The 18,153-nt window shown below is 53.4% G+C and carries 21 protein-coding genes and 1 riboswitch; of the genes, 11 read left to right on the top strand and 10 right to left on the bottom strand.

Annotation, left to right across the window (positions count from 1 at the left end):
* Nucleotides 1–582: 582 nt before the first annotated feature.
* Nucleotides 583–1,047 carry a ribonuclease HI gene (rnhA, locus tag H142_RS0113455; protein ID WP_017932677.1) on the bottom strand — a complete coding sequence of 155 codons (465 nt, stop codon included), beginning with the start codon at nucleotides 1,045–1,047 and terminating at the stop codon, nucleotides 583–585.
* The gene (gene ispH / locus H142_RS0113450; RefSeq protein ID WP_026148073.1) at nucleotides 1,047–2,015 is read right to left on the bottom strand and encodes a 4-hydroxy-3-methylbut-2-enyl diphosphate reductase; all 969 of its coding nucleotides are present in this window, start codon (nucleotides 2,013–2,015) and stop codon (nucleotides 1,047–1,049) included. Before ispH ends, rnhA begins: the two co-directional genes overlap by 1 nt.
* 106 nt (nucleotides 2,016–2,121) lie before the next feature.
* On the opposite strand from ispH, the gene H142_RS0113445 reads away from it, so the two are divergent.
* Nucleotides 2,122–2,721 (top strand): hypothetical protein, encoded by a 600-nt coding sequence (locus H142_RS0113445; protein ID WP_017932675.1) that lies wholly within the window; start codon nucleotides 2,122–2,124, stop codon nucleotides 2,719–2,721.
* Between the two features lie 8 nt (nucleotides 2,722–2,729).
* Nucleotides 2,730–4,508: an arginine--tRNA ligase gene (gene argS / locus H142_RS0113440; protein ID WP_017932674.1), complete on the top strand. Its 1,779-nt coding sequence runs from the start codon at nucleotides 2,730–2,732 to the stop codon at nucleotides 4,506–4,508.
* A gap of 6 nt (nucleotides 4,509–4,514) precedes the next feature.
* Here the strand turns inward: argS and H142_RS0113435 are convergent, their stop codons facing one another.
* On the bottom strand, nucleotides 4,515–5,930 hold the full coding sequence (locus H142_RS0113435; RefSeq protein WP_017932673.1) for a tetratricopeptide repeat protein: 1,416 nt from the start codon (nucleotides 5,928–5,930) through the stop codon (nucleotides 4,515–4,517).
* A 329-nt stretch (nucleotides 5,931–6,259) separates the two neighbouring features.
* Entirely contained in the window at nucleotides 6,260–6,982 is a 723-nt protein-coding gene (gene mddA / locus H142_RS0113430; protein ID WP_017932672.1) for a methanethiol S-methyltransferase, read from the bottom strand.
* A gap of 80 nt (nucleotides 6,983–7,062) precedes the next feature.
* Here mddA and H142_RS15885 point away from each other — a divergent pair, with 80 nt between their 5' ends.
* The 9 genes from H142_RS15885 to gcvPB all read left to right on the top strand — a co-directional run bounded on the left by H142_RS15885 (nucleotide 7,063) and on the right by gcvPB (nucleotide 14,380).
* On the top strand, nucleotides 7,063–8,241 hold the full coding sequence (locus tag H142_RS15885) for an alpha/beta fold hydrolase (protein WP_017932671.1): 1,179 nt from the start codon (nucleotides 7,063–7,065) through the stop codon (nucleotides 8,239–8,241).
* 265 nt (nucleotides 8,242–8,506) lie between these two features.
* Nucleotides 8,507–8,605: riboswitch (glycine riboswitch) on the top strand.
* Nucleotides 8,606–8,734: 129 nt separating this feature from the next.
* On the top strand, nucleotides 8,735–9,877 hold the full coding sequence (gene gcvT / locus H142_RS0113420; protein WP_017932670.1) for a glycine cleavage system aminomethyltransferase GcvT: 1,143 nt from the start codon (nucleotides 8,735–8,737) through the stop codon (nucleotides 9,875–9,877).
* A 3-nt stretch (nucleotides 9,878–9,880) separates the two neighbouring features.
* On the top strand, nucleotides 9,881–10,252 hold the full coding sequence (gene gcvH, locus H142_RS0113415) for a glycine cleavage system protein GcvH (protein ID WP_017932669.1): 372 nt from the start codon (nucleotides 9,881–9,883) through the stop codon (nucleotides 10,250–10,252).
* A gap of 3 nt (nucleotides 10,253–10,255) precedes the next feature.
* Complete coding sequence (locus H142_RS0113410) at nucleotides 10,256–10,453, top strand: hypothetical protein (RefSeq protein WP_017932668.1); 198 nt, start codon at nucleotides 10,256–10,258, stop codon at nucleotides 10,451–10,453.
* Entirely contained in the window at nucleotides 10,454–10,828 is a 375-nt protein-coding gene (locus tag H142_RS0113405) for a hypothetical protein (RefSeq protein ID WP_017932667.1), read from the top strand.
* The gene (gene gcvPA / locus H142_RS0113400; RefSeq protein ID WP_017932666.1) at nucleotides 10,829–12,169 is read left to right on the top strand and encodes an aminomethyl-transferring glycine dehydrogenase subunit GcvPA; all 1,341 of its coding nucleotides are present in this window, start codon (nucleotides 10,829–10,831) and stop codon (nucleotides 12,167–12,169) included.
* On the top strand, nucleotides 12,166–12,465 hold the full coding sequence (locus H142_RS0113395; protein WP_017932665.1) for a hypothetical protein: 300 nt from the start codon (nucleotides 12,166–12,168) through the stop codon (nucleotides 12,463–12,465). The genes gcvPA and H142_RS0113395 overlap by 4 nt, the downstream gene beginning before the upstream one ends.
* Nucleotides 12,462–12,809: a hypothetical protein gene (locus tag H142_RS0113390; protein WP_017932664.1), complete on the top strand. Its 348-nt coding sequence runs from the start codon at nucleotides 12,462–12,464 to the stop codon at nucleotides 12,807–12,809. Before H142_RS0113395 ends, H142_RS0113390 begins: the two co-directional genes overlap by 4 nt.
* Nucleotides 12,809–14,380, top strand: a complete 1,572-nt coding sequence (gene gcvPB / locus H142_RS0113385) for an aminomethyl-transferring glycine dehydrogenase subunit GcvPB (RefSeq protein WP_017932663.1) — start codon at nucleotides 12,809–12,811, stop codon at nucleotides 14,378–14,380. The genes H142_RS0113390 and gcvPB overlap by 1 nt, the downstream gene beginning before the upstream one ends.
* A gap of 53 nt (nucleotides 14,381–14,433) precedes the next feature.
* On the opposite strand, the gene H142_RS0113380 is transcribed toward gcvPB, so the two are convergent.
* The 6 genes from H142_RS0113380 to H142_RS15880 form a co-directional block, all read right to left on the bottom strand.
* Nucleotides 14,434–15,516 (bottom strand): acyltransferase family protein, encoded by a 1,083-nt coding sequence (locus H142_RS0113380; protein WP_017932662.1) that lies wholly within the window; start codon nucleotides 15,514–15,516, stop codon nucleotides 14,434–14,436.
* A 92-nt stretch (nucleotides 15,517–15,608) separates the two neighbouring features.
* A complete protein-coding gene (locus tag H142_RS0113375) occupies nucleotides 15,609–16,109 on the bottom strand; it encodes a F0F1 ATP synthase subunit B family protein (protein WP_017932661.1) in 501 nt (166 codons plus the stop codon).
* A gap of 12 nt (nucleotides 16,110–16,121) precedes the next feature.
* Nucleotides 16,122–16,694: a F0F1 ATP synthase subunit B family protein gene (locus tag H142_RS0113370; RefSeq protein WP_017932660.1), complete on the bottom strand. Its 573-nt coding sequence runs from the start codon at nucleotides 16,692–16,694 to the stop codon at nucleotides 16,122–16,124.
* Between the two features lie 28 nt (nucleotides 16,695–16,722).
* Nucleotides 16,723–16,950 carry a F0F1 ATP synthase subunit C gene (locus H142_RS0113365; RefSeq protein WP_017932659.1) on the bottom strand — a complete coding sequence of 76 codons (228 nt, stop codon included), beginning with the start codon at nucleotides 16,948–16,950 and terminating at the stop codon, nucleotides 16,723–16,725.
* 32 nt (nucleotides 16,951–16,982) lie between these two features.
* Entirely contained in the window at nucleotides 16,983–17,753 is a 771-nt protein-coding gene (locus H142_RS0113360; RefSeq protein WP_017932658.1) for a F0F1 ATP synthase subunit A, read from the bottom strand.
* On the bottom strand, nucleotides 17,750–18,109 hold the full coding sequence (locus tag H142_RS15880; protein ID WP_017932657.1) for an AtpZ/AtpI family protein: 360 nt from the start codon (nucleotides 18,107–18,109) through the stop codon (nucleotides 17,750–17,752). Before H142_RS15880 ends, H142_RS0113360 begins: the two co-directional genes overlap by 4 nt.
* Nucleotides 18,110–18,153: the final 44 nt, after the last annotated feature.

The raw sequence follows: 18,153 nt of genomic DNA, 5'->3' as shown, positions 1-18,153 counted from the left end.
TTACCTGTGGTTCGCGTTAGTGTGTTTTGTTTCTCAAATTCCCTGCCGTCCATTTGGATGTGACCCCAAATTTTCGACATGCGCCCTATTTCACAAAAACGCAGCACAACACTGTTGCTGCGAGCGGCCATCGGCTGTGGTTAGACGCCATAGCTCTCACTCGCGGGACTCCGCGCGGCACGTTAAGCCGCAGATCATCCCAACAGCGCCTTACCGCCAGCCAGCCAACGTCCGCTTGCCTGCCCAATGCGATAAGAACAGTTTGAAGATAGGGCAGGTTTGAGAGGCGGGGATGAATAAATATATATCCATAGTTTCGAAAGACCAACCCCCATACCGTCATCCGGTGCGCCGGTCCGACTCGGGTTTGACCCGAGGATCCATGGCTCAATCAAATACCGTGTTTAGATATCCTAGGTGAAACCGCGGTTTGCTAAGCCGTAGGTACGTCTCTCAGCGGAAAGATAGACCCTCGGGTCAACAGCTGCGCTGGGGACCAGCGAGGATGACGAGAGTGGGGAGTGTAGGTCAATATTGATCCCCGCTCAAACCGGGGATTGCGCAAAATTCAGCGCCGAAACTCTACCCGCATGTCGTCGGTATCCCCCGCCGCGCCAGCTCATCGGCGCGTTCATTGCCGGGGTCACCGGAATGGCCTTTGACCCATTGCCAGTCAATATTGCGGCCTTGCGCGGCGGCGTCCAGCTCCTTCCAGAGGTCGACATTCAGGACAGGTTTTTTATCGGCCTTTTTCCAGCCGCGTTTTTTCCAGCCATGGATCCATTTTGTGATGCCGTCGCGCAGATAAACACTGTCGGTGATAATCGTAACCGGGCCGTCATAACCGGGCTTGATCGCGGCGATAGCTTTGATCGCGGCCATCATTTCCATGCGGTTATTGGTCGTGGCCGCCTCGCCGCCAAAGAGTTCTTTTTCGTGCTGGCCTGCGATCATCCACGCCCCCCAGCCGCCGGGGCCGGGATTGCCGCTACAGGCTCCGTCGGTGTAAATTATAATGCCCTTCGTGCAGGGTCTCGTTCGTGGCATTAAGCGGGTTCTCTCAAAGACTTTGGCAGACGGAAAATAACTTTTTCCTTAGTCACTTCGACCTCTTCAATCGTCACATTAAAGCGCATGCGCATGGCGGCAATAACCTGCTCGACCAGATATTCCGGCGCGCTGGCGCCTGCGGTCAGGCCCAATTTGCTCACGCCGCTTAGGTCGTTCCAATCGATCTCCCTTGCGCTGGCAACCAATCTGGCTTTGTCGGATCCGGCGAGTTCGCCGACTTCGACAAGACGTTTGGAATTTGACGAGTTGGACGCGCCAATCACCAGGAGCAAATCACAACGCTCCGCGATGGCTTTAACGGCGGCCTGGCGGTTTGTTGTGGCGTAGCAAATATCTTCTTTATAGGGCAGGGCGATGGCGGGAAAACGGTCTTGCAGAACGGCGATTATGCCCGCCGTGTCATCAACCGATAATGTGGTCTGCGTCACGAGAGCCAGATTATCCGCGTCGCGCGGCGTGAAATTACGCGCATCGTCTTCGGTCTCAATTAAGATGATCTGACCGTCCGGCAGTTGTCCCATTGTGCCGATGACTTCGGGATGACCTTCATGACCGATCAGCAAGATGTCCCGCCCTTGGCTTGCATGGCGTTCCGCCTCGACATGAACCTTGGAAACCAGCGGGCATGTCGCATCGAGAAAGACCATATTGCGGCGCTTGGCCTCGGCGGGCACGGATTTGGGCACGCCATGTGCGCTGAATACAACCGGACGGTCCTCCGGACATTCATCAAGCTCGTCGACAAAGACCGCGCCCATACGCTCAAGGCGCTCGACCACATGACGGTTATGCACAATTTCGTGGCGCACATAGACCGGCGCCCCGTGGAGCTCCAGACTGCGCTCGACAATCTGTATGGCGCGGTCAACGCCGGCGCAAAATCCGCGCGGCGCCGCAAGATAAAGCGTCATATCCGGCTTTTCACCTTTTTTAACGTGCGGCATTAAATTCTCCTCATGGCGTGGATACAGCCGTTGCGGGCTGAGCGCCTGTCCTGTAACACGCCCTGTAACATGTAATGAGCCAATATCCACTGTCAGGACTGTGACTATGACCCGATTTTTCCGCCCGCGCCTTTTCACCGCATGCGCCCTGGGCGCTTCAATGATTGCGGGGCTGTCAGCGTGCCAGACCTTGCGCGAGCGCGCTGTTAAGGTCGAGCAGGCCTCCGAGACCAATCCCGGGCCGTGCCCGCGCGCCTTTTCGCTATATGATGCAGCGCGTATTGTCGAATTTGCCGGCGAAGAGCGCTATTCCAATGTCGCCTATTCGGGCGAGATGGGCAAAGTCACCAGCGTCTGCCGATATGTCGGAACAGCGCCGATTATCGCTAATCTGGTCTTTAATGCCAATTTCGGTATCGGGCCGGCGGCGACGCAGCGCACACATACTTTCCGCTATTTCGTCGCCGTGACGCGAAAGAATATCGACGTGATCGATAAAGAATATTTCCCCATCACCGTAACCTTCCCGCCCGGCTCTGACCGCGTCAGCGTAACAGAAACTGTCGGCGAAATTACGATTGCGCGCGCGAATGAGACCACATCGGGTGAGAATTTCGAGATCATTATCGGCTTTGACCTGACCGAGGCGCAGGCGGACTTTAACGCTGAAGGTAAGCGCTTCCGCCCTGATGCGGGACAACGTTAGACCTCATTATGAGCGCGTCGTTACAAGACCGGCTGAGCCTGATCTTTGGTGAGGCCTTTGCGGCTGCGGGATTTGCGACTGATTTGGGCGCAGTCTTTGAAAGCTCGCGTGATGATGTCGCCTATCAATGCAATGGCGCGATGGCGGCGGCAGGCGCGCTGAAAAAACAAGGTCAAAAGGCTAATCCCCGCGATATTGCGCATGGTATTGTCATGGCGCTCTCTAAACATGAGCTGATCGACAGCCTTCAGATTGCCGGACCCGGATTTATTAATATTACGCCGACGATTGAGGCGATTAATACACGCGCAGGCGAAATTGCGGATGATCCGCGCACAGGCGCAAGCGCGCCAGACCGCGACACTATCGTCATTGATTATGGCGGCGCAAATGTGGCCAAGCCCATGCATGTCGGCCATTTGCGCAGCGCCGTGATTGGCGAGAGCCTCAAACGGCTTTTGCGCTTTCGCGGCAATACCGTCATTGGCGATGTCCATCTGGGCGATTGGGGCCTGCAAATGGGGCATCTGATTACAGAATTGGAAGACGAACAGCCGGATTTGCCTTATTTCGACGCGGCGAAGACGGACGATTATCCCGAAGACAGCCCCGTCACCATGGACGATCTGTCCCGGCTTTACCCCGCCGCCAGCAACAAAGCCAAAACCGACGCGGCGCGGCTGGAGCGATCGCGCGCGGCTACGGCAGAGCTTCAAACCGGTCGGGCAGGGTATCGCGCTTTGCTGGAGCATTTTATCAGCGTGTCTATTGCCGCGCTGAAACAGGGCTATGGCGCGCTGGGCGTGGAGTTTGATCTGTGGAAAGGCGAGGCGGCGGTCGATCCGCTTATCGCGGGGATGATTGAGGGTTTCAAAGCCAAAGGCATTACCGAGCAGGATGACGGCGCGCTGATCATTCGCGTTGAGACGGAGGCCGATAAAAAGCCGGTCCCGCCTGTCTTTTTGGTCTCGCGCAGCGGCGCTGTGCAATACCATACAACTGATCTGGCGACCTTGCTGGACCGCAAAAATGAGATTGATCCTGACCTGATATTATATGTCGTGGACCAACGTCAGGCCCTACATTTTGAGCAGGTGTTCCGCGCCGCTGTCATGGCTGGTATGTACGGCCCCGAGCAGATGCAGCACCTGGGCTTTGGCACGATGAACGGTAATGACGGCACGCCGTTTAAAACCCGCGACGGAGGCGTTTTGCGGCTGGATGATTTGCTGACTTTGATGAATGACGCGGCAAAAAAACGTCTGGCGGAGGCCGGAATCGGCACGGAATTTGACGCGGCGGAGCGCGACGAGATTGCGCGCAAGGTGGGCCTCGCCGCGCTTAAATTTGCCGATCTGCAAAATCAGCGCCTGACCAATTATATCTTTGATCCGGAGCGGTTTACCGCTTTTGAAGGAAAAACAGGGCCCTATCTATTATACGCTGCCGTGCGGATTAAATCGATCTTGCGCAAAGCGACCGCGCTCGGCGTTAGCGCCGGGGAGGTCAAAGCGGCTGAGCCTGCAGAAACCGCGCTCGTGCTGGCGCTGGACGGATTTGACCGCGCGCTGGCCGGAGCTGCGTCGAAATATTCACCCCATATTCTGTGCGACCATATTTACCGTCTGGCGCAGAGCTTTTCGCGCTTCTATGCTGATTGCCCGATATTGCAGGACGGCGTCGCGCCTGATGTCCAAGCCTCGCGCCTCGCGCTGGCGCAAACAACATTACGTCAATTGGAGCTCGGCCTCGACATACTTGGTATCGCAGTGCCGGAGCGGATGTAATTCACCCTACTGCGAAAGCTTGCGCCATTCGGCGCGGGGGTCTTCGATTTTTGCCATCATGTCGCTGCTGACCATGTCGCGCCAGTTTTGATTGTCTACAACAAAGAGATCAATGGCTTCAGCAGCATCCGTATCACCAAAATCTGTACCGATCAGATAGTATGACAATCCGGCATTGATGTCTTTCTCGACCCCCCGCCCGTCAATATACAGCGCAGCTAATTGCCGGGCGGCCCACCAGTTTTCGGCCTCTACCGCCGCTTTATAATAAGTGACGGCTTTGTTCCAATCCTGCGCCTCTCCGGCACCGCGCTCGGCCATATGTCCCAGATTAGCAATTGAGGTGCTGCCGCCAAGCTCTTCACCGCGCTTATAATAGCTGCGCGCAAGATCGTAATCCTTGTCCATGCCTTGGCCTTTTAGGGCCAGCGTTCCGAGGCCCCCATAGGCCTCCGCATAATCCTGTTTGGCGGCTTTGCGGTAATAATGGGCCGCCAAAACATAATCAATGTCTGCGCCATAGCCATTTCTGTAAATCTCGCCCATATAGTATTGGGCGCGGTCATCACCGGACTTTGCGGCTTTTTCAAACCATTTGGCGGCCGCGTCATTATCTTCATCAACGCCTGCGCCCCAATAATACAGATATCCAAGATTGGCCTGCGCCGGAGTAACCCCGCCTTGCGCTGCGACAGTATAATTCACAATCATTTTGTCGTCATCTTCGGGCGTGCCAATTCCGTGTTCATAAAAATAGCCCAAATAATTATAAGCGCGATAATTACCCAAATCAGCAGCTTTTTGTGCCCATTCAAAAGCCCTGGCTTCATCCTTTTCGACACCGCTTCCTTCATGATAACTATCGGACAATTCTACCATGGATTCGGATTGACCCGCCGCTGCGCCTTTGCGGTACCATGTTACAGCTTCTACTTTCTCGTCATCCTTTTCAGCGTCTGACAATAATACGTCACCGATATCGACATAGGCTGGGATAAATCCTTTCTGTGCCGCCTGTTGGAAAAGAGCCACCGCTTTGGCGCGGTCCTTGTCTACGCCTTCGCCGCGCAGATAGCTCACTGCGCGGATGTAATCGACCCGCCCCGTATCCTCCGGTTCCAAGCTTTCCAACAGGGGTGTAATTTCGTCAAATCGGTCACTGTCACCAAAGAGCGCGCGCGCCAAACCAAGCTTCAAATCGACATTGTGGGGGTCAGTTTTTAGCTCGATTTCGCACGCGGTCATTGCGGCGGAAAAATCAATCTTCGGCGTATATAAAATATTCCCGCTATCATCTGAGATGCGTGTGAGTTCGACGCAACTTTGCGACTCCGCCGATACAGTTTTTGCGGCCTTATCCTCTGTATCCGCGCAGGACGTTAACAACATGGCCATTGCCGTTGCACACATAATAAGCTTCATCTCTCTCTCCGCATCGCTAAAGGTCTTCTAACCCACCATAAACGTGCCCGTGGCGCAATTTCAATTGACTCTTTTTGCGCCGTAGCGCATCTGAATTATTCCAAATGGGAGAGAGTCGGGCGCGTCAGTCGCCGGGCCACCGAGGGCGCAATGGCCCCGTCAATCGCGGACATGGAGTAGTCTATCTCAGCCGCCGATGCCTTCATTGCGCAGATGAACGGGCCCGCATAAATATTTTGATTGGGTGGACGGTCATTATCAACCCTCCGTCCTTTGACTTATTAATTTTCCAAAGAGTATAATGGAAAAATCGGTGAGACAAATAAAACTCACTTGAAAAAAGGTATCAGCATAGAGACCTGCTGGCGGTACACTTTGTATTTGTCACCAAACACGGCAACGAGGTCCCGCTCCTCCAGTTGAATACCGATTAGGATGTACCCTGTCGTCGCGATCGCAAACAAAAGATGTCCTTGGGTCATATTCGGGGTCGCCCAAAAGGCGAGAGTAAAGCCAAGATAAATCGGGTGGCGGACGAGACGGTAGAGCAGAGGCGTTCTAAACTCGGGATGAGACGAATCCGCATTTTTGAAATTAAGCCAAACCTGTTTGAGTCCAAATAATTCGAAATGGCTGAGCAAAAAAGTGGACAGGAAAACTATTCCCCAGCCCAACCAAAACAGGCTATGAAGCATAAGGGCTCCGGGAGTCCAATTGACGGACCAGACGGGTTCGCTGATGGAGCGCCATTGCCAGAATAGAAGAATAAGCGCCAGATTTGAAAATAAAACATATGTCGAGCGTTCAATAGGCTCCGGTACAAAGCGCGTCCAAAACCGTTTAAAAGCCGGTCTGGCCATCACGCTGTGCTGGACCGCGAATATCGTCAATAGCCCCGCATTCCATAACACGGCCGAAACCAAAGATGTTTGCACCCCTGAATCAATAGATTTGGGAACGCCGAAATTTCCCACAAATCCGATTGCGTATAATATTGTTCCAAAAAAGATAAGATAGCATAGAATGCCATATGCAAATGCCAGGATTTTCATGCTATTCCTTTATAAAATATCGCTCTAAGATTACCTGAATAAAGTTGCCCGTCACACAAGTCCTGAAAGAAAGGTGAAATTTGGTTAGCAACAATTCCGAAAGCTCCGTCTATCGCTTTGGTGATTTTATGCTCGATTTGGATAGCGGGCAATTGATCCGGGACGGCGCCGACTTGCAAATTCGGCCTAAGGTTTTCGAATTATTGAGTTTATTGATCAAAGGGCGCGGGCGGCTATTTTCCAAAGATGAATTAATTGAAACCCTGTGGCCAAATATAATCGCTTCCGAAGAATCGCTTGTACAAATTGTCTCCAATTTACGAGCGGCCCTTGGGCCCACAGCAACTGATATTATTATAACGGTGCCAAAGCGGGGCTATCGGTTGGGCGTGCCGGTAAATATCAGTCCTCAGAATTCTAAAAGCCCCCGCGATTACGATGTGCATTATGCTAAGAGCGGGGATATTCGCATCGCCTATCAAGTGATCGGGGAAGGTCCGCTTGATCTGGTTTACGTGCCGGGATGGGTATCGCATTTAGACTATGGCTGGGAGTCACCCGAGCTGGCCAGATTTTATGAAGGCCTTGCATCCTTTGCACGGGTGATCCTCTTCGATAAGAGAGGGACAGGTCTGTCAGACCGGGCCTTTGGCCTGCCATCAACCGAGCAGCGCATGCGCGATATTCAGGCGGTCATGGATGCGGCCAACTCGAAACGCGCGGCCATACTCGCTATGTCCGAAGGCGGCGGCTTGGCGATGGCCTTCGCGGCCATGTATCCGCACCGGGTTAGCGCTCTAACGTTATATGGCGTGTTTGCGAAACGCGAATGGGCGCCGGATTACCCCTGGGCGCCGACGGCCATGGAGCGGGAAGATTTCTACGATGAGATTCAAAATGGATGGGGCGGCCCTATCGGTATTGAAAATATCGCGCCGCAATACGCCAATGATCCCGTTTTTTGTAAGTGGTGGGCCAGCTATCAACGTCGCAGCGCCAGCCCGGCGGCGGCTCTCGCCCTTGCCAAAATGAACACCCAGGTAGATGTCCGCCACATTTTGGCAAACATCAAAGCCCCGACCCTTGTTATGCACCGCACCGACGACCGCGAAGCCCATATTGACGAGGCAAGATATCTGGCGGCCCGTATTCCCGGCGCCGACCTGCTTGAAATGCCGGGAGACGAGCATCTGATTTTCGCCGGGGATCAGGACGCCGTAATTTGTGCCACGCGCGATTTCATATTAGCTCACAAATAAAACCACATATTGAATTAGGTTTTTTCAGATCTTGACATAATCGGTTGGGATTAAATTTTAAATACAGATATTTTAAAAGCCGCTAAGCTCCCAAAGCGAATAGAGTGAGCGTAACTTTCATAGAGATTTAAAATCTTGATTTCGTGCCAACAGGCGGTGCGGCCCCTAATTGTTCAAGACCAAACTTAGCCTTATATGTTGTACAAATTCACCTTACATACTGTACAATTTCAATTGACTCTTTTTGCGCCGTAGCGCATCTGAATTGTTCCAAATGGGAGAGAGTCGGGCGCGTCAGTCGCCCGGCCACCGAAGGCGCAATGGCCCCGTCAATCGCTCAGGTATACCGGACCGTTTGGACATAAAAGCTGGAAAGTGGGTCAAGCCTCACGCAAGTGAGGTGGTTCAAGGCCCCGCCGAAGGAGTAAACGCTCTCAGGCCCAAGTGACAGTCGGCGGCACTTCATGACCGAAAGGTTGAAAAGGTGTTGGCTATGATTGATTTAAAACAGACGAAACTTCATTCTCTGCATGTCGCCGCAGGTGCCAAAATGGTGCCCTTTGCGGGCTATAATATGCCCGTGCAATATCCGCTCGGCGTGCTGGGCGAGCATAACCATACGCGCGCCAAAGCGGGGCTGTTTGACGTCTCGCATATGGGGCAGTGTTTCATTGCGGCTGATGACGGCACGTTTGAGACGGCGGCCAAAGCGCTGGAAAAACTCGTGCCCGCCAGCCTTACCGATCTCGAGCCGGGGCAGCAGCGCTACAGTCAATTTCTCAATGAAGAGGGCGGCACGCTGGATGATTTGATGATCTCGCGTCTGGGGTTTGAGGGCCACACTCATAAATTATATCTGGTGGTTAATGCAGGCTGTAAAGACGCTGATTATGCCCATATTGAAAAGCATTTGCCGGACGGCGTGAGCCTCGACATTAAAGATGACGTTCTGTCTCTGATTGCCTTGCAGGGCCCGAAAGCGGCCGAGGTTCTGGGCGCGATGAATTCCGCCGTCAAAGATCTGGTTTTTATGACCCATACAGATCTGCCGCTGACAAAAACGATTTGGGTGCATGTCTCGCGCTCCGGTTATACCGGCGAAGACGGCTTTGAGATTAGCGTTAAACATGACGACGTCGAAGAGCTGACAAAGCTGCTTCTGGCTCATGATGATGTTCAGCTGATCGGCCTTGGCGCGCGCGACAGTCTGCGCATGGAAGCCGGGCTCTGCCTTTATGGACACGAGCTTGACCCGTCTGTCTCTCCGATTGAGGCCGGGCTGATTTGGTCAATTCAGAAGCACCGCCGCAGCGCCGATGCCGGGTATTTGGGCGCGGCGCGCGTGGCCAATGATCTGGCCGATAAGTCAACAAAACGTCTCGTCGGGATATTACCCGAAGGCCGCGCGCCCGCGCGTGAGCATACCGAAATTCAGGATATGGACGGCAATAGCATTGGCGAAATTACATCCGGCGGCTTTGGCCCGACCGTAGGCGGCCCCGTTGCCATTGGATTTGTTGGCCGTAAATTTACCAAAGCCGGCACTGCTGTGCAGCTTATCGTGCGCGGCAAGCCGCGCCCGGCCAAGATCGTCAAAATGCCGTTTGCGGCGCATAATTATTATAGAGGAGCTTAACTTATGAGCACGAAATATACAGAAGATCATGAATGGATTAATGTCGAGGGCGACATCGGAACGATTGGCATTAGCCCTTATGCGGCCAAGCAACTCGGCGATGTTGTCTTTGTCGAGCTGCCGGAAATCGGCCGCGAGATGGACAAGGGCGACGAAGCCGCCGTTGTCGAATCCGTCAAAGCGGCCTCCGAAGTCTACGCCCCAGTTGGCGGCGAAGTTATTGCGGTCAATGAGGCCCTCGAAGACGCGCCGGAAACCGTCAATGCCTCACCGGACGGTGAGGGCTGGTTTATCAAGATTAAAATTTCCGACGCGGACGAACTTGACGCCCTGATGGATGAAGCGGCGTATAAAACCTATTGCGACGGGCTGTAGGTCATGACGCGCAGACCGCTCTTTTTTAAAATCTGGAGCGTTCTGATCGCGCTGCTCGGCGCTTATTATCTGGCGTCATGGGTCAATACAGCTCCCGCCGAGCGCGAACTCTACACACTCGGCGTCGGCATATTTTGTATCCTCATGGGGCTTGGCGCCTTTGCGTTCAGCCTTGTGAGCTCCAATCGGAAAGACCAATAGATGCAATATATCGTGCCGATATTATTTTATGTTTTGGGGCTGGGCATTCACGGCGTGCCTGCTCTGTCGGCGCTCTTTCCGGCTAAAATATCAAAGTTATACGGGATTTCCGCCAATGATACCGTCTTGATGACACTGCTGCAACACCGCGCCGTGCTCTTCGCGCTTGTCGCCGCCGCCTGTATTTACGCCGCGCACGTCTCAGCCGCGCGCTGGCCCGTATTAATAGGGGCCGTCATTAGTATGGGCAGTTTTATGGTTATAGCCGTTGCGCGCGGTGAGCAGGGTGGAAGTCTTGGAAAAATCGTCATTGTTGACGGAATTGGATTAATGATTGCTGCGCTGCTCGCAGCCCTTTTAATTAGGATGAATTAAATGCGTTATCTCCCCTTAAATGAAAATGACCGAACGGCGATGCTGGATGTTGTCGGCGTCAAATCAATCGATGACTTGTTTTTAGATGTGCCGAAATCGGCGCGCCTAGACAGTTTGGTTGATCTTCCCACACATCAAAGCGAAGCGGCGGTTGAGCGCCATATGGCGCGCCTGTCGGCCAAATCAGTTAGCGCGGGATCCGTGCCTTTTTTCTGTGGGGCAGGGGCTTATCGCCACCATATTCCGGCGACTGTCGATCATCTGATCCAGCGCAGTGAATTTCTGACGGCTTACACACCCTACCAGCCCGAAATCTCCCAAGGCACGCTGCAAGCTTTATTCGAGTTTCAAACACAAGTCGCGCTTTTGACCGGCATGGATGTGGCCAATGCCTCTATGTATGACGGCTCGACCGCCTGCGCGGAGGCTGTGGTGATGGCCAAGCGCGTCACGCGCAAATCCAAAGCCGTGCTGGCGCCCGGCCTGCACCCGCATTACGCCGCCGCGACGCAGACTTTGGCCTCAACGCTGGACATCCAGATTGACGAGCGCGATTGCCGCCCGGGCCGCGATGACCATATTATCGATCATATTACGGACGAGACGGCCTGCGTTGTTGTGCAATCGCCCAATGTCTTTGGCGAAATTATCGATCTCGCTCCGATTGCCGCCAAAGCGCACGAACACAAAGCGCTGCTGATTGCGGTGTTTACAGAACCTGTCGCGCTGGCCGCGATTAAATCCCCGGGTGAACAGGGCGCGGATATTGTCGTCGGCGAAGGCCAGGGCCTTGGCGTTGGGTTAAACTTTGGCGGACCGCATGTGGGCCTGTTTGCCTGCACCAAAAAACTGGTGCGCCAAATGCCCGGCCGCGTCTGCGGCGAGACCGTTGATGCCAATGGCGAGCGCGGATTTGTCCTGACATTGTCGACCCGCGAGCAGCATATTCGCCGCGAAAAAGCGACGAGCAATATCTGCACAAATTCCGGTTTGTGCTGTCTGGCTTTTACCATCCATATGAGCCTGCTCGGTGATGCGGGTCTTAAACGCCTCGCCGCGCTCAATCACGAAGCCGCCTGTCATCTGGCCGATGTGATTAACGGCATTAAAGGCGCTGAAGTGATTAACGACACATTCTTTAACGAGTTTACGGTTCGGCTCTCTAAACCAGCCGCAGACGTCGTTCAGACGCTGGCCGATAGAGGCATTTTGGGCGGTGTCCCGTTCTCGCGTATTTCCGGCGGACAGCATGAAGACCTGCTGCTGGTCTGCGCAACAGAAACAGTCTCAGAAGCAGATATTCACGCCTTTGGTGATGCTCTGGCGGAGGTTTTGACATGAGAGATATTGATAAAAAATACTTAGCTCAAAAACTAATGGAAGATGCTGAACTTGTGCTGACGACATTGTCGGTAAGTTTCGAGAGTAAAACCCGTGCAACAGCATGGGCGCTTCGGAAAGTAAGTTCTTTACAGCAGCAAGCAAAACCATTGGAGTTTTGGGGACGGTTCAATGAACGGGGTGTAAAAATATCTAATACTGATTATCCACATTCTTCTTCTTTGGACTCTACTTTGACCGAGGTAGCCGAGTTCTGTTGCCAAATGATACGCGAAAGTCAGGAGGTGTTGTCATGAGCCGGACCTTAAACGACCTACTCGTCAAGCGCGCGCTCGACCACGCCAAAGCGGGCTTTACCCATTTGCTTGATTTTGAAACCGGCAATACCGATTCCATTACCGAGGCGTTGATTCAAGCGGCGTCTATCCCGACAGCTTTGCTCAAACTCGGCGTCAATGTCGGCTATAGAGAGGGCGGCACGCTAAGCGTTGATAAGGTGCAGAATATGCAGGGCGGCCTGACCAATAATCACCAAAAATCATCATTTGTTTTAAATTTTAAATCCGAGCTGGATCAGTTTTCAAATGAGCTTTGGGCTTATTTCGAAGATACTTGTTTGGCCGTCGAAGGAGGCGCGTAATGTTAAACCAAGGCCGTCCAACATCGCCCGTCGCGACTAATATGAATGATCGCGTCACGGTCTCCGGCTCTAAAGGCTTAGAGCAGGCCACCGCGCTTATATTTGAAACCGGAACGCCGCGCCGCACGGGCGTTGATCTGCCCGAGCCTAAAGGTCGTGCCCGCCGACTGGGCAGCCATGAGCGCGAAGGCGAGATCGGCCTGCCCGGCCTGTCAGAGCCGGAAACCCTGCGCCATTATGTGCGTCTGTCACAGAAAAATTACGCCATCGATATGGGCGTCTATCCGCTTGGCTCTTGCACGATGAAGCACAATCCGCGGCTAAATGAAAAAGTTGCGCGTATGCCCGGTTTGGCAGATGTTCATCCCTTGCAGCCGGTCAGCACGGTTCAAGGCGCACTTGAGCTAATGCACGAGCTGTCACACTGGCTGATGACGCTCTGTAATATGCCAGCGGTTGCGCTCACGCCCAAAGCGGGCGCGCATGGCGAGCTTTGCGGGATGATGGCGATCCGCGCGCGGCTAGATGCTGACGGCCATACCCATAAGCGCCGCGTCCTCGTGCCCGAAAGCGCGCATGGCACGAACCCAGCAACAGCGGTGCAGTGCGGCTTTACGGTTGATGAAATTCCGGCCGATAAGCGCGGACGCGTCGATATGGACGCACTTCGTAAAAAACTGGATGAAAAATCAGACGACATAGCCGGCATTATGCTGACTAATCCCAATACATGCGGATTGTTTGAAACCGACATTATTGAAATTGCCGATCTGATCCACACAGCTGGCGGCTATTTTTATTGCGACGGTGCGAACTTCAATGCGTTGGTCGGCCGCGTCCGTCCGGGTGATCTGGGCGTTGATGCCATGCATATCAACCTACACAAAACTTTCTCTACCCCGCATGGCGGCGGCGGTCCCGGCTCCGGCCCGACCGTATTATCGGACGCGCTAAAAGACTATGCACCTGTGCCTTATGTCGTCAAAACCGATGAAGGCTACGGTCTGGTTGAAGATGTTGAGCACACTGACGGGGCAAAAAGTTTTGGCCGCATGTGCGCTTTTCATGGTCAAATGGGTATGTATAGCCGCGCGCTGACTTATATGATGAGCCACGGCTCTGACGGTCTTAAGCAAGCTACCGAAGACGCCGTGCTGAACGCCAATTATGTTCAGGCGAGCCTGTCTGATGTCATGACGCCGGCCTTTGGCGGGACATGTATGCATGAAGCGCTGTTTGATGACCGCTTCCTCAAAGACACCGGCGTGGACACGCTCGATTTTGCCAAGGCGATGATCGATGAAGGCTATCACCCGATGACCATGTATTTCCCGCTGGTTGTGCACGGGGCCATGTTGATTGAGCCGACCGAGTCTGAGAGCAAGGGCGAGCTTGACCGCTTTATTTTCTCTATGCGTTCGCTCGCCATGCGCGCGCAGGCTGGATTGGTCGAGAGCTTTAAAAACGCGCCCGTCTACGCCCCGCTACGCCGTCTGGACGAGACCCGGGCTGCGCGCAACCCGATCCTGCGCTGGACACCGCCGGAAGATTTGGCCCAAGCAGCGGAGTAAAGCCTGAAGGCGTGAGTAAAACTCATATTTAAAAGCCGGGCCCGTCCCGGCTTTTATTTAGCGATAACGCTTTTTGTCAGGCGTAATAATGGCCGTTCAATCCAGTAATATGTCACTGCGGCAACGGCGATACAGACCGCTGTCATCAGCGGTAGCATGATAAGATTATCGACCCATCCATCACGCGCAAATATAGCCCAGATGCGGCCCATAACGCTTAGCGCTAAAAGATGGGTCAGATAAAGGGCGTAGGAGTGATCGCCAAATATAGCGAGCCAGCGCGGGAAATTTCGCCGCGCGCGCTGCTCTATTCCGACCAAACCATAAAGCAGAAAGACGCCGGGCAGGCCCCAATTTAGAACCCGCGTCCAATTCTCCGAAAAATCGACGGGCAAGGGACGCAGCCCCCAAAACACAACAGCCGAGACAATAAAAAGTCCACATGCAGGCCCCCATCCGCGGCCCTCTATGCGCAAAAATAACCATCCGGCAAAAGCGCCGAGCAGGAACTCTGCTGTTAAAGCGTCAAAGATAATGCGCAGCGCATTAGGAGCAGAGGCCAGTCCCATCATATTTCCGGCGATGAATACCGCGCTCCACGCAAGCAGGAACGGAAGCAAAAAGCGCCGGGAGAACAGCATCGATACGGCAAATATAATGTAAAATGACAATTCGTGAACCAGCGTCCATCCCACTGTGAGAAGCGGCAATCGCGTTCCTGTCCCGTCGGGTGGAATATCCGGCCAGAGCAGGGCTGATTTTAGAATATTAGGCTTTGCCTCTCCGCTTCCAACTATAATCTCCGGACGCCATAAATAGACCGCCAGAACAGCCAGACTTACGGCCCAATAGAGCGGATAGACGCGGGTAAACCGGCTATATAAAAACCGTCCGAATGCACCCGGACCGCGGGTTGTGTCACGGGACACATAAACCATGATGAAACCGGAAATAACGAAGAAAAGATCGACGCCGGAAAACCCGAAATCCAGAGCGCTACTTGTGATCTGGTCCGGGCTGTATTTAGATTCAATAACCCAGAGGTGGGAGAGCAGCACAAGCAACGCCGCAAGCGCGCGCAATATTTGTACGCTGTCGAGGCGCCTGACGGCGGCATTCGGGGTTTCCACGCTCATAATTGCGGTGTGTCATAACGGCTTTGGCGTGGCAAGCAGACATAAAAAAACCGGACATAAAGTCCGGCTTTAACGCAATTTATGACGTAAAATTAATTCAGCGACTTTCCAATTTGCTTAATGCCGCTGGCGACCAAAGTTTTGTGATTGGCCGCGCTCATATTCTCGCGAATAATTTTTTCCGCAGCGGCGATGGCCATATCGGCTGCGCGGGCGCGAACCTCGGCCAGAGCCTGAACTTCGGCATTGGCAATTTTGTCTTCGGCCAATTGCGCGCGGCGGTCCAGCCGTTCGGCCAGATCTTTACGAGCCTGTATAGCCATATTTTCTGCGTCGCGCCGGGCCTGTGAGACAATTTCTTCAGCCAGCGTTTCAGCTTCTTTTTGTTTGCGGTGGTAAGAGGCGAGCAAGGTCTGCGCTTCTTCACGCAGACGGCGGGCCTCATCCAGCTCATCGGTGATTTTTTGCGCGCGCGCATCAAGTGCAGACGCGATTTTCTTGTGGATGCCGAAATACATCATCGCCACGAGAAAGATTATAGTCGCAAGGAAGACCCAGATTGTCGGGCTGCCGGGATCGAAATCAAAATGCATAAGGCTCTCCGGTTAACCGACGGCTGTTTTGACAGTCGCCGTATTCGGGGTGAAGCCGCCAATTTTTTCAACAATTTCAGCGGCCACGTCGGCGGCGACTTTGTCAATATTTTTCAGCGCTTGATTCCGAATGGTGGCGATGCGCGCATCAGCGCCGGCCTGTTGACGGTCGGCTTCAACGTCCGCTGCTTCGACATCTTTAGCAATTTCGGCTTCGACACTGGCGCGCGTTGTTGCGCCAATATTGTGGGCTTTGGCCCGGGCATCTGCGAGCTCCTGCTCATAAGAGGACTGAGCCTGCTCGGCCTGCAATTGGAGGCGCGACGCCATATCCAGATCATCTGCTATCCGGTTTGACCGTTCCTCAATCATGCTTCCAATACGCGGCAAAAAGATGCGCGAAAGCATGAAATACAAAACGAAGAATGTAACCAACAACCAAAATATCTGCGATGGAAAATAGGTCGGATCGAAAGGCGGGAACGCGGCCCCGCCATCTTGATCACCCTTATAATCCGCAACAGTTTCAGCTGCCGAGGCAGCGGCTGCAAAGCCGTACCCAAACATATCAAACAAATAGGTCATAAAACCGGACTTTTAGTAAAGGTCTGTATTAGACCACGAACATCAGGATCAGAGCGACGGCAAATGAGAAGATGCCCAGCGCTTCTGTAACGGCAAAGCCGAAAATCAGGTTTGCGAACTGACCTTGTGCGGCGGACGGGTTACGTAGCGCTGCTGACAGGTAGTTACCAAAAATGTGACCAAGGCCGATACCGGCACCGGCCATACCCAAACAGGCCAGACCTGCGCCAATATATTTTGCTGCTTCTGCTTCCATGATAATCTCCTTAGGTAAGCGTATATTAAAAGTTAGTGGTGACCCGGATGAAGGGCGTCAGATAGATAAACGCACGTCAGCAGGGCAAAAACATAGGCCTGAACAAAGGCCACGAGGAACTCCAGCGGTGTGAGCGCCAGTGTAAGGGAAAACGGGATAAGCGCAGCGAGGCCGCCTTTAAAGACGCCAAAGGCCGACACCATCATGATCATGAAGCCTGCGAACAATTTTAGCAGGATGTGACCGGCAAACATATTCGCCCACAGACGTACGGAAAGCGAAATCGGGCGCGACAGAAAGGAAATGATTTCAAGCGGCGTGACTAATAGAATTTTGAGCACGGCAGGGACGCCGGCGGGCCAGAACAGCTTTAAAAAGCCAAAACCGTTTTTCCAGACGCCGTAAACCACCACCAAACCGATGACCATCATAGCGAAAGTAAAGGTGACGATAATATGGCTGGTTGTGGTGAAGAAGAACGGGATCATGCCCAGAAGGTTGGCAAACAGAATAAAGATAAACAGCGAGAAGACAAAGGGGAAGAAGCGAAGCCCGTCTTTACCGGCTGTCGAGCGAATCATATCGGCGATAAATTCGTAGGACATCTCAGCAATAGATTGCGCGCGTCCGGGAACCAGCGCAGCCTTGCGTGTAGACAGCAAAAGCCACAGACCGATCAGGGCAACCGTGAACACCATCATCAAAGATGAATTGGTAAAGCTAATATCAATTGGACCGAGCTTAAGCTCTTGAATCTTGTGCAGTTCAAACTGCGCAATCGGATCCAAACCTGCAGCGATCATATTTCGTCCTGCTCTTCTTGCTGCGCGTCTTGCGCGGCTTTCATCTGTTCTTGCGAGGCCCGTACAATATTTAACACGCCTGCGCCACACCCAAAAATCAGTCCCAGCAGCATTAGCCAGGGCGCTGTTCCGAAAAGCTTATCACCGCCATAACCCAGCGCGGTTCCGACAAGAACCGCTGCTGAAAACTCTGATGCGTAACGTAGACCAATACCGAGATTATTAGGCTGTTCCTTGTCTTCGGTCGTCACTGCGGGGGTAACCGCATTGATCTTTTCACGCATTTTGCGCAAATCATCCGGAGTTTTGGATTGGCTTTGTGTCTCGGTCGAGTTTCTTTGATCTTGATTTGACATATAGAGTTATGGCTTCCGAAAAAGACCTCCCAAAAGCGCGCGGA

It is taken from the genome of Robiginitomaculum antarcticum DSM 21748, from assembly GCF_000365025.1.
Classification (GTDB): Bacteria; Pseudomonadota; Alphaproteobacteria; order Caulobacterales; family Maricaulaceae; genus Robiginitomaculum; species Robiginitomaculum antarcticum.
Note: the sequence above shows the minus strand (reverse complement) of the source record. Positions and strands in the feature narration are given on the sequence as shown.

What these genes read in the sequence shown, in the direction of transcription:
- H142_RS0113405 (WP_017932667.1), top strand. Translation starts at nt 10,454, where the DNA reads ATGCAATATATCGTGCCGATATTATTTTATGTTTTGGGGCTGGGCATT.
- rnhA (WP_017932677.1), bottom strand. Translation starts at nt 1,047, where the DNA reads ATGCCACGAACGAGACCCTGCACGAAGGGCATTATAATTTACACCGAC.
- H142_RS0113380 (WP_017932662.1), bottom strand. Translation starts at nt 15,516, where the DNA reads ATGAGCGTGGAAACCCCGAATGCCGCCGTCAGGCGCCTCGACAGCGTA.
- argS (WP_017932674.1), top strand. Translation starts at nt 2,730, where the DNA reads ATGAGCGCGTCGTTACAAGACCGGCTGAGCCTGATCTTTGGTGAGGCC.
- H142_RS0113410 (WP_017932668.1), top strand. Translation starts at nt 10,256, where the DNA reads ATGACGCGCAGACCGCTCTTTTTTAAAATCTGGAGCGTTCTGATCGCG.
- gcvH (WP_017932669.1), top strand. Translation starts at nt 9,881, where the DNA reads ATGAGCACGAAATATACAGAAGATCATGAATGGATTAATGTCGAGGGC.
- H142_RS0113435 (WP_017932673.1), bottom strand. Translation starts at nt 5,930, where the DNA reads ATGAAGCTTATTATGTGTGCAACGGCAATGGCCATGTTGTTAACGTCC.
- H142_RS0113370 (WP_017932660.1), bottom strand. Translation starts at nt 16,694, where the DNA reads ATGACCTATTTGTTTGATATGTTTGGGTACGGCTTTGCAGCCGCTGCC.
- ispH (WP_026148073.1), bottom strand. Translation starts at nt 2,015, where the DNA reads ATGCCGCACGTTAAAAAAGGTGAAAAGCCGGATATGACGCTTTATCTT.
- H142_RS0113360 (WP_017932658.1), bottom strand. Translation starts at nt 17,753, where the DNA reads ATGATCGCTGCAGGTTTGGATCCGATTGCGCAGTTTGAACTGCACAAG.
- H142_RS0113395 (WP_017932665.1), top strand. Translation starts at nt 12,166, where the DNA reads ATGAGAGATATTGATAAAAAATACTTAGCTCAAAAACTAATGGAAGAT.
- H142_RS0113390 (WP_017932664.1), top strand. Translation starts at nt 12,462, where the DNA reads ATGAGCCGGACCTTAAACGACCTACTCGTCAAGCGCGCGCTCGACCAC.
- H142_RS0113375 (WP_017932661.1), bottom strand. Translation starts at nt 16,109, where the DNA reads ATGCATTTTGATTTCGATCCCGGCAGCCCGACAATCTGGGTCTTCCTT.
- H142_RS15880 (WP_017932657.1), bottom strand. Translation starts at nt 18,109, where the DNA reads ATGTCAAATCAAGATCAAAGAAACTCGACCGAGACACAAAGCCAATCC.
- H142_RS0113365 (WP_017932659.1), bottom strand. Translation starts at nt 16,950, where the DNA reads ATGGAAGCAGAAGCAGCAAAATATATTGGCGCAGGTCTGGCCTGTTTG.
- mddA (WP_017932672.1), bottom strand. Translation starts at nt 6,982, where the DNA reads ATGAAAATCCTGGCATTTGCATATGGCATTCTATGCTATCTTATCTTT.
- gcvPB (WP_017932663.1), top strand. Translation starts at nt 12,809, where the DNA reads ATGTTAAACCAAGGCCGTCCAACATCGCCCGTCGCGACTAATATGAAT.
- H142_RS0113445 (WP_017932675.1), top strand. Translation starts at nt 2,122, where the DNA reads ATGACCCGATTTTTCCGCCCGCGCCTTTTCACCGCATGCGCCCTGGGC.
- gcvT (WP_017932670.1), top strand. Translation starts at nt 8,735, where the DNA reads ATGATTGATTTAAAACAGACGAAACTTCATTCTCTGCATGTCGCCGCA.
- gcvPA (WP_017932666.1), top strand. Translation starts at nt 10,829, where the DNA reads ATGCGTTATCTCCCCTTAAATGAAAATGACCGAACGGCGATGCTGGAT.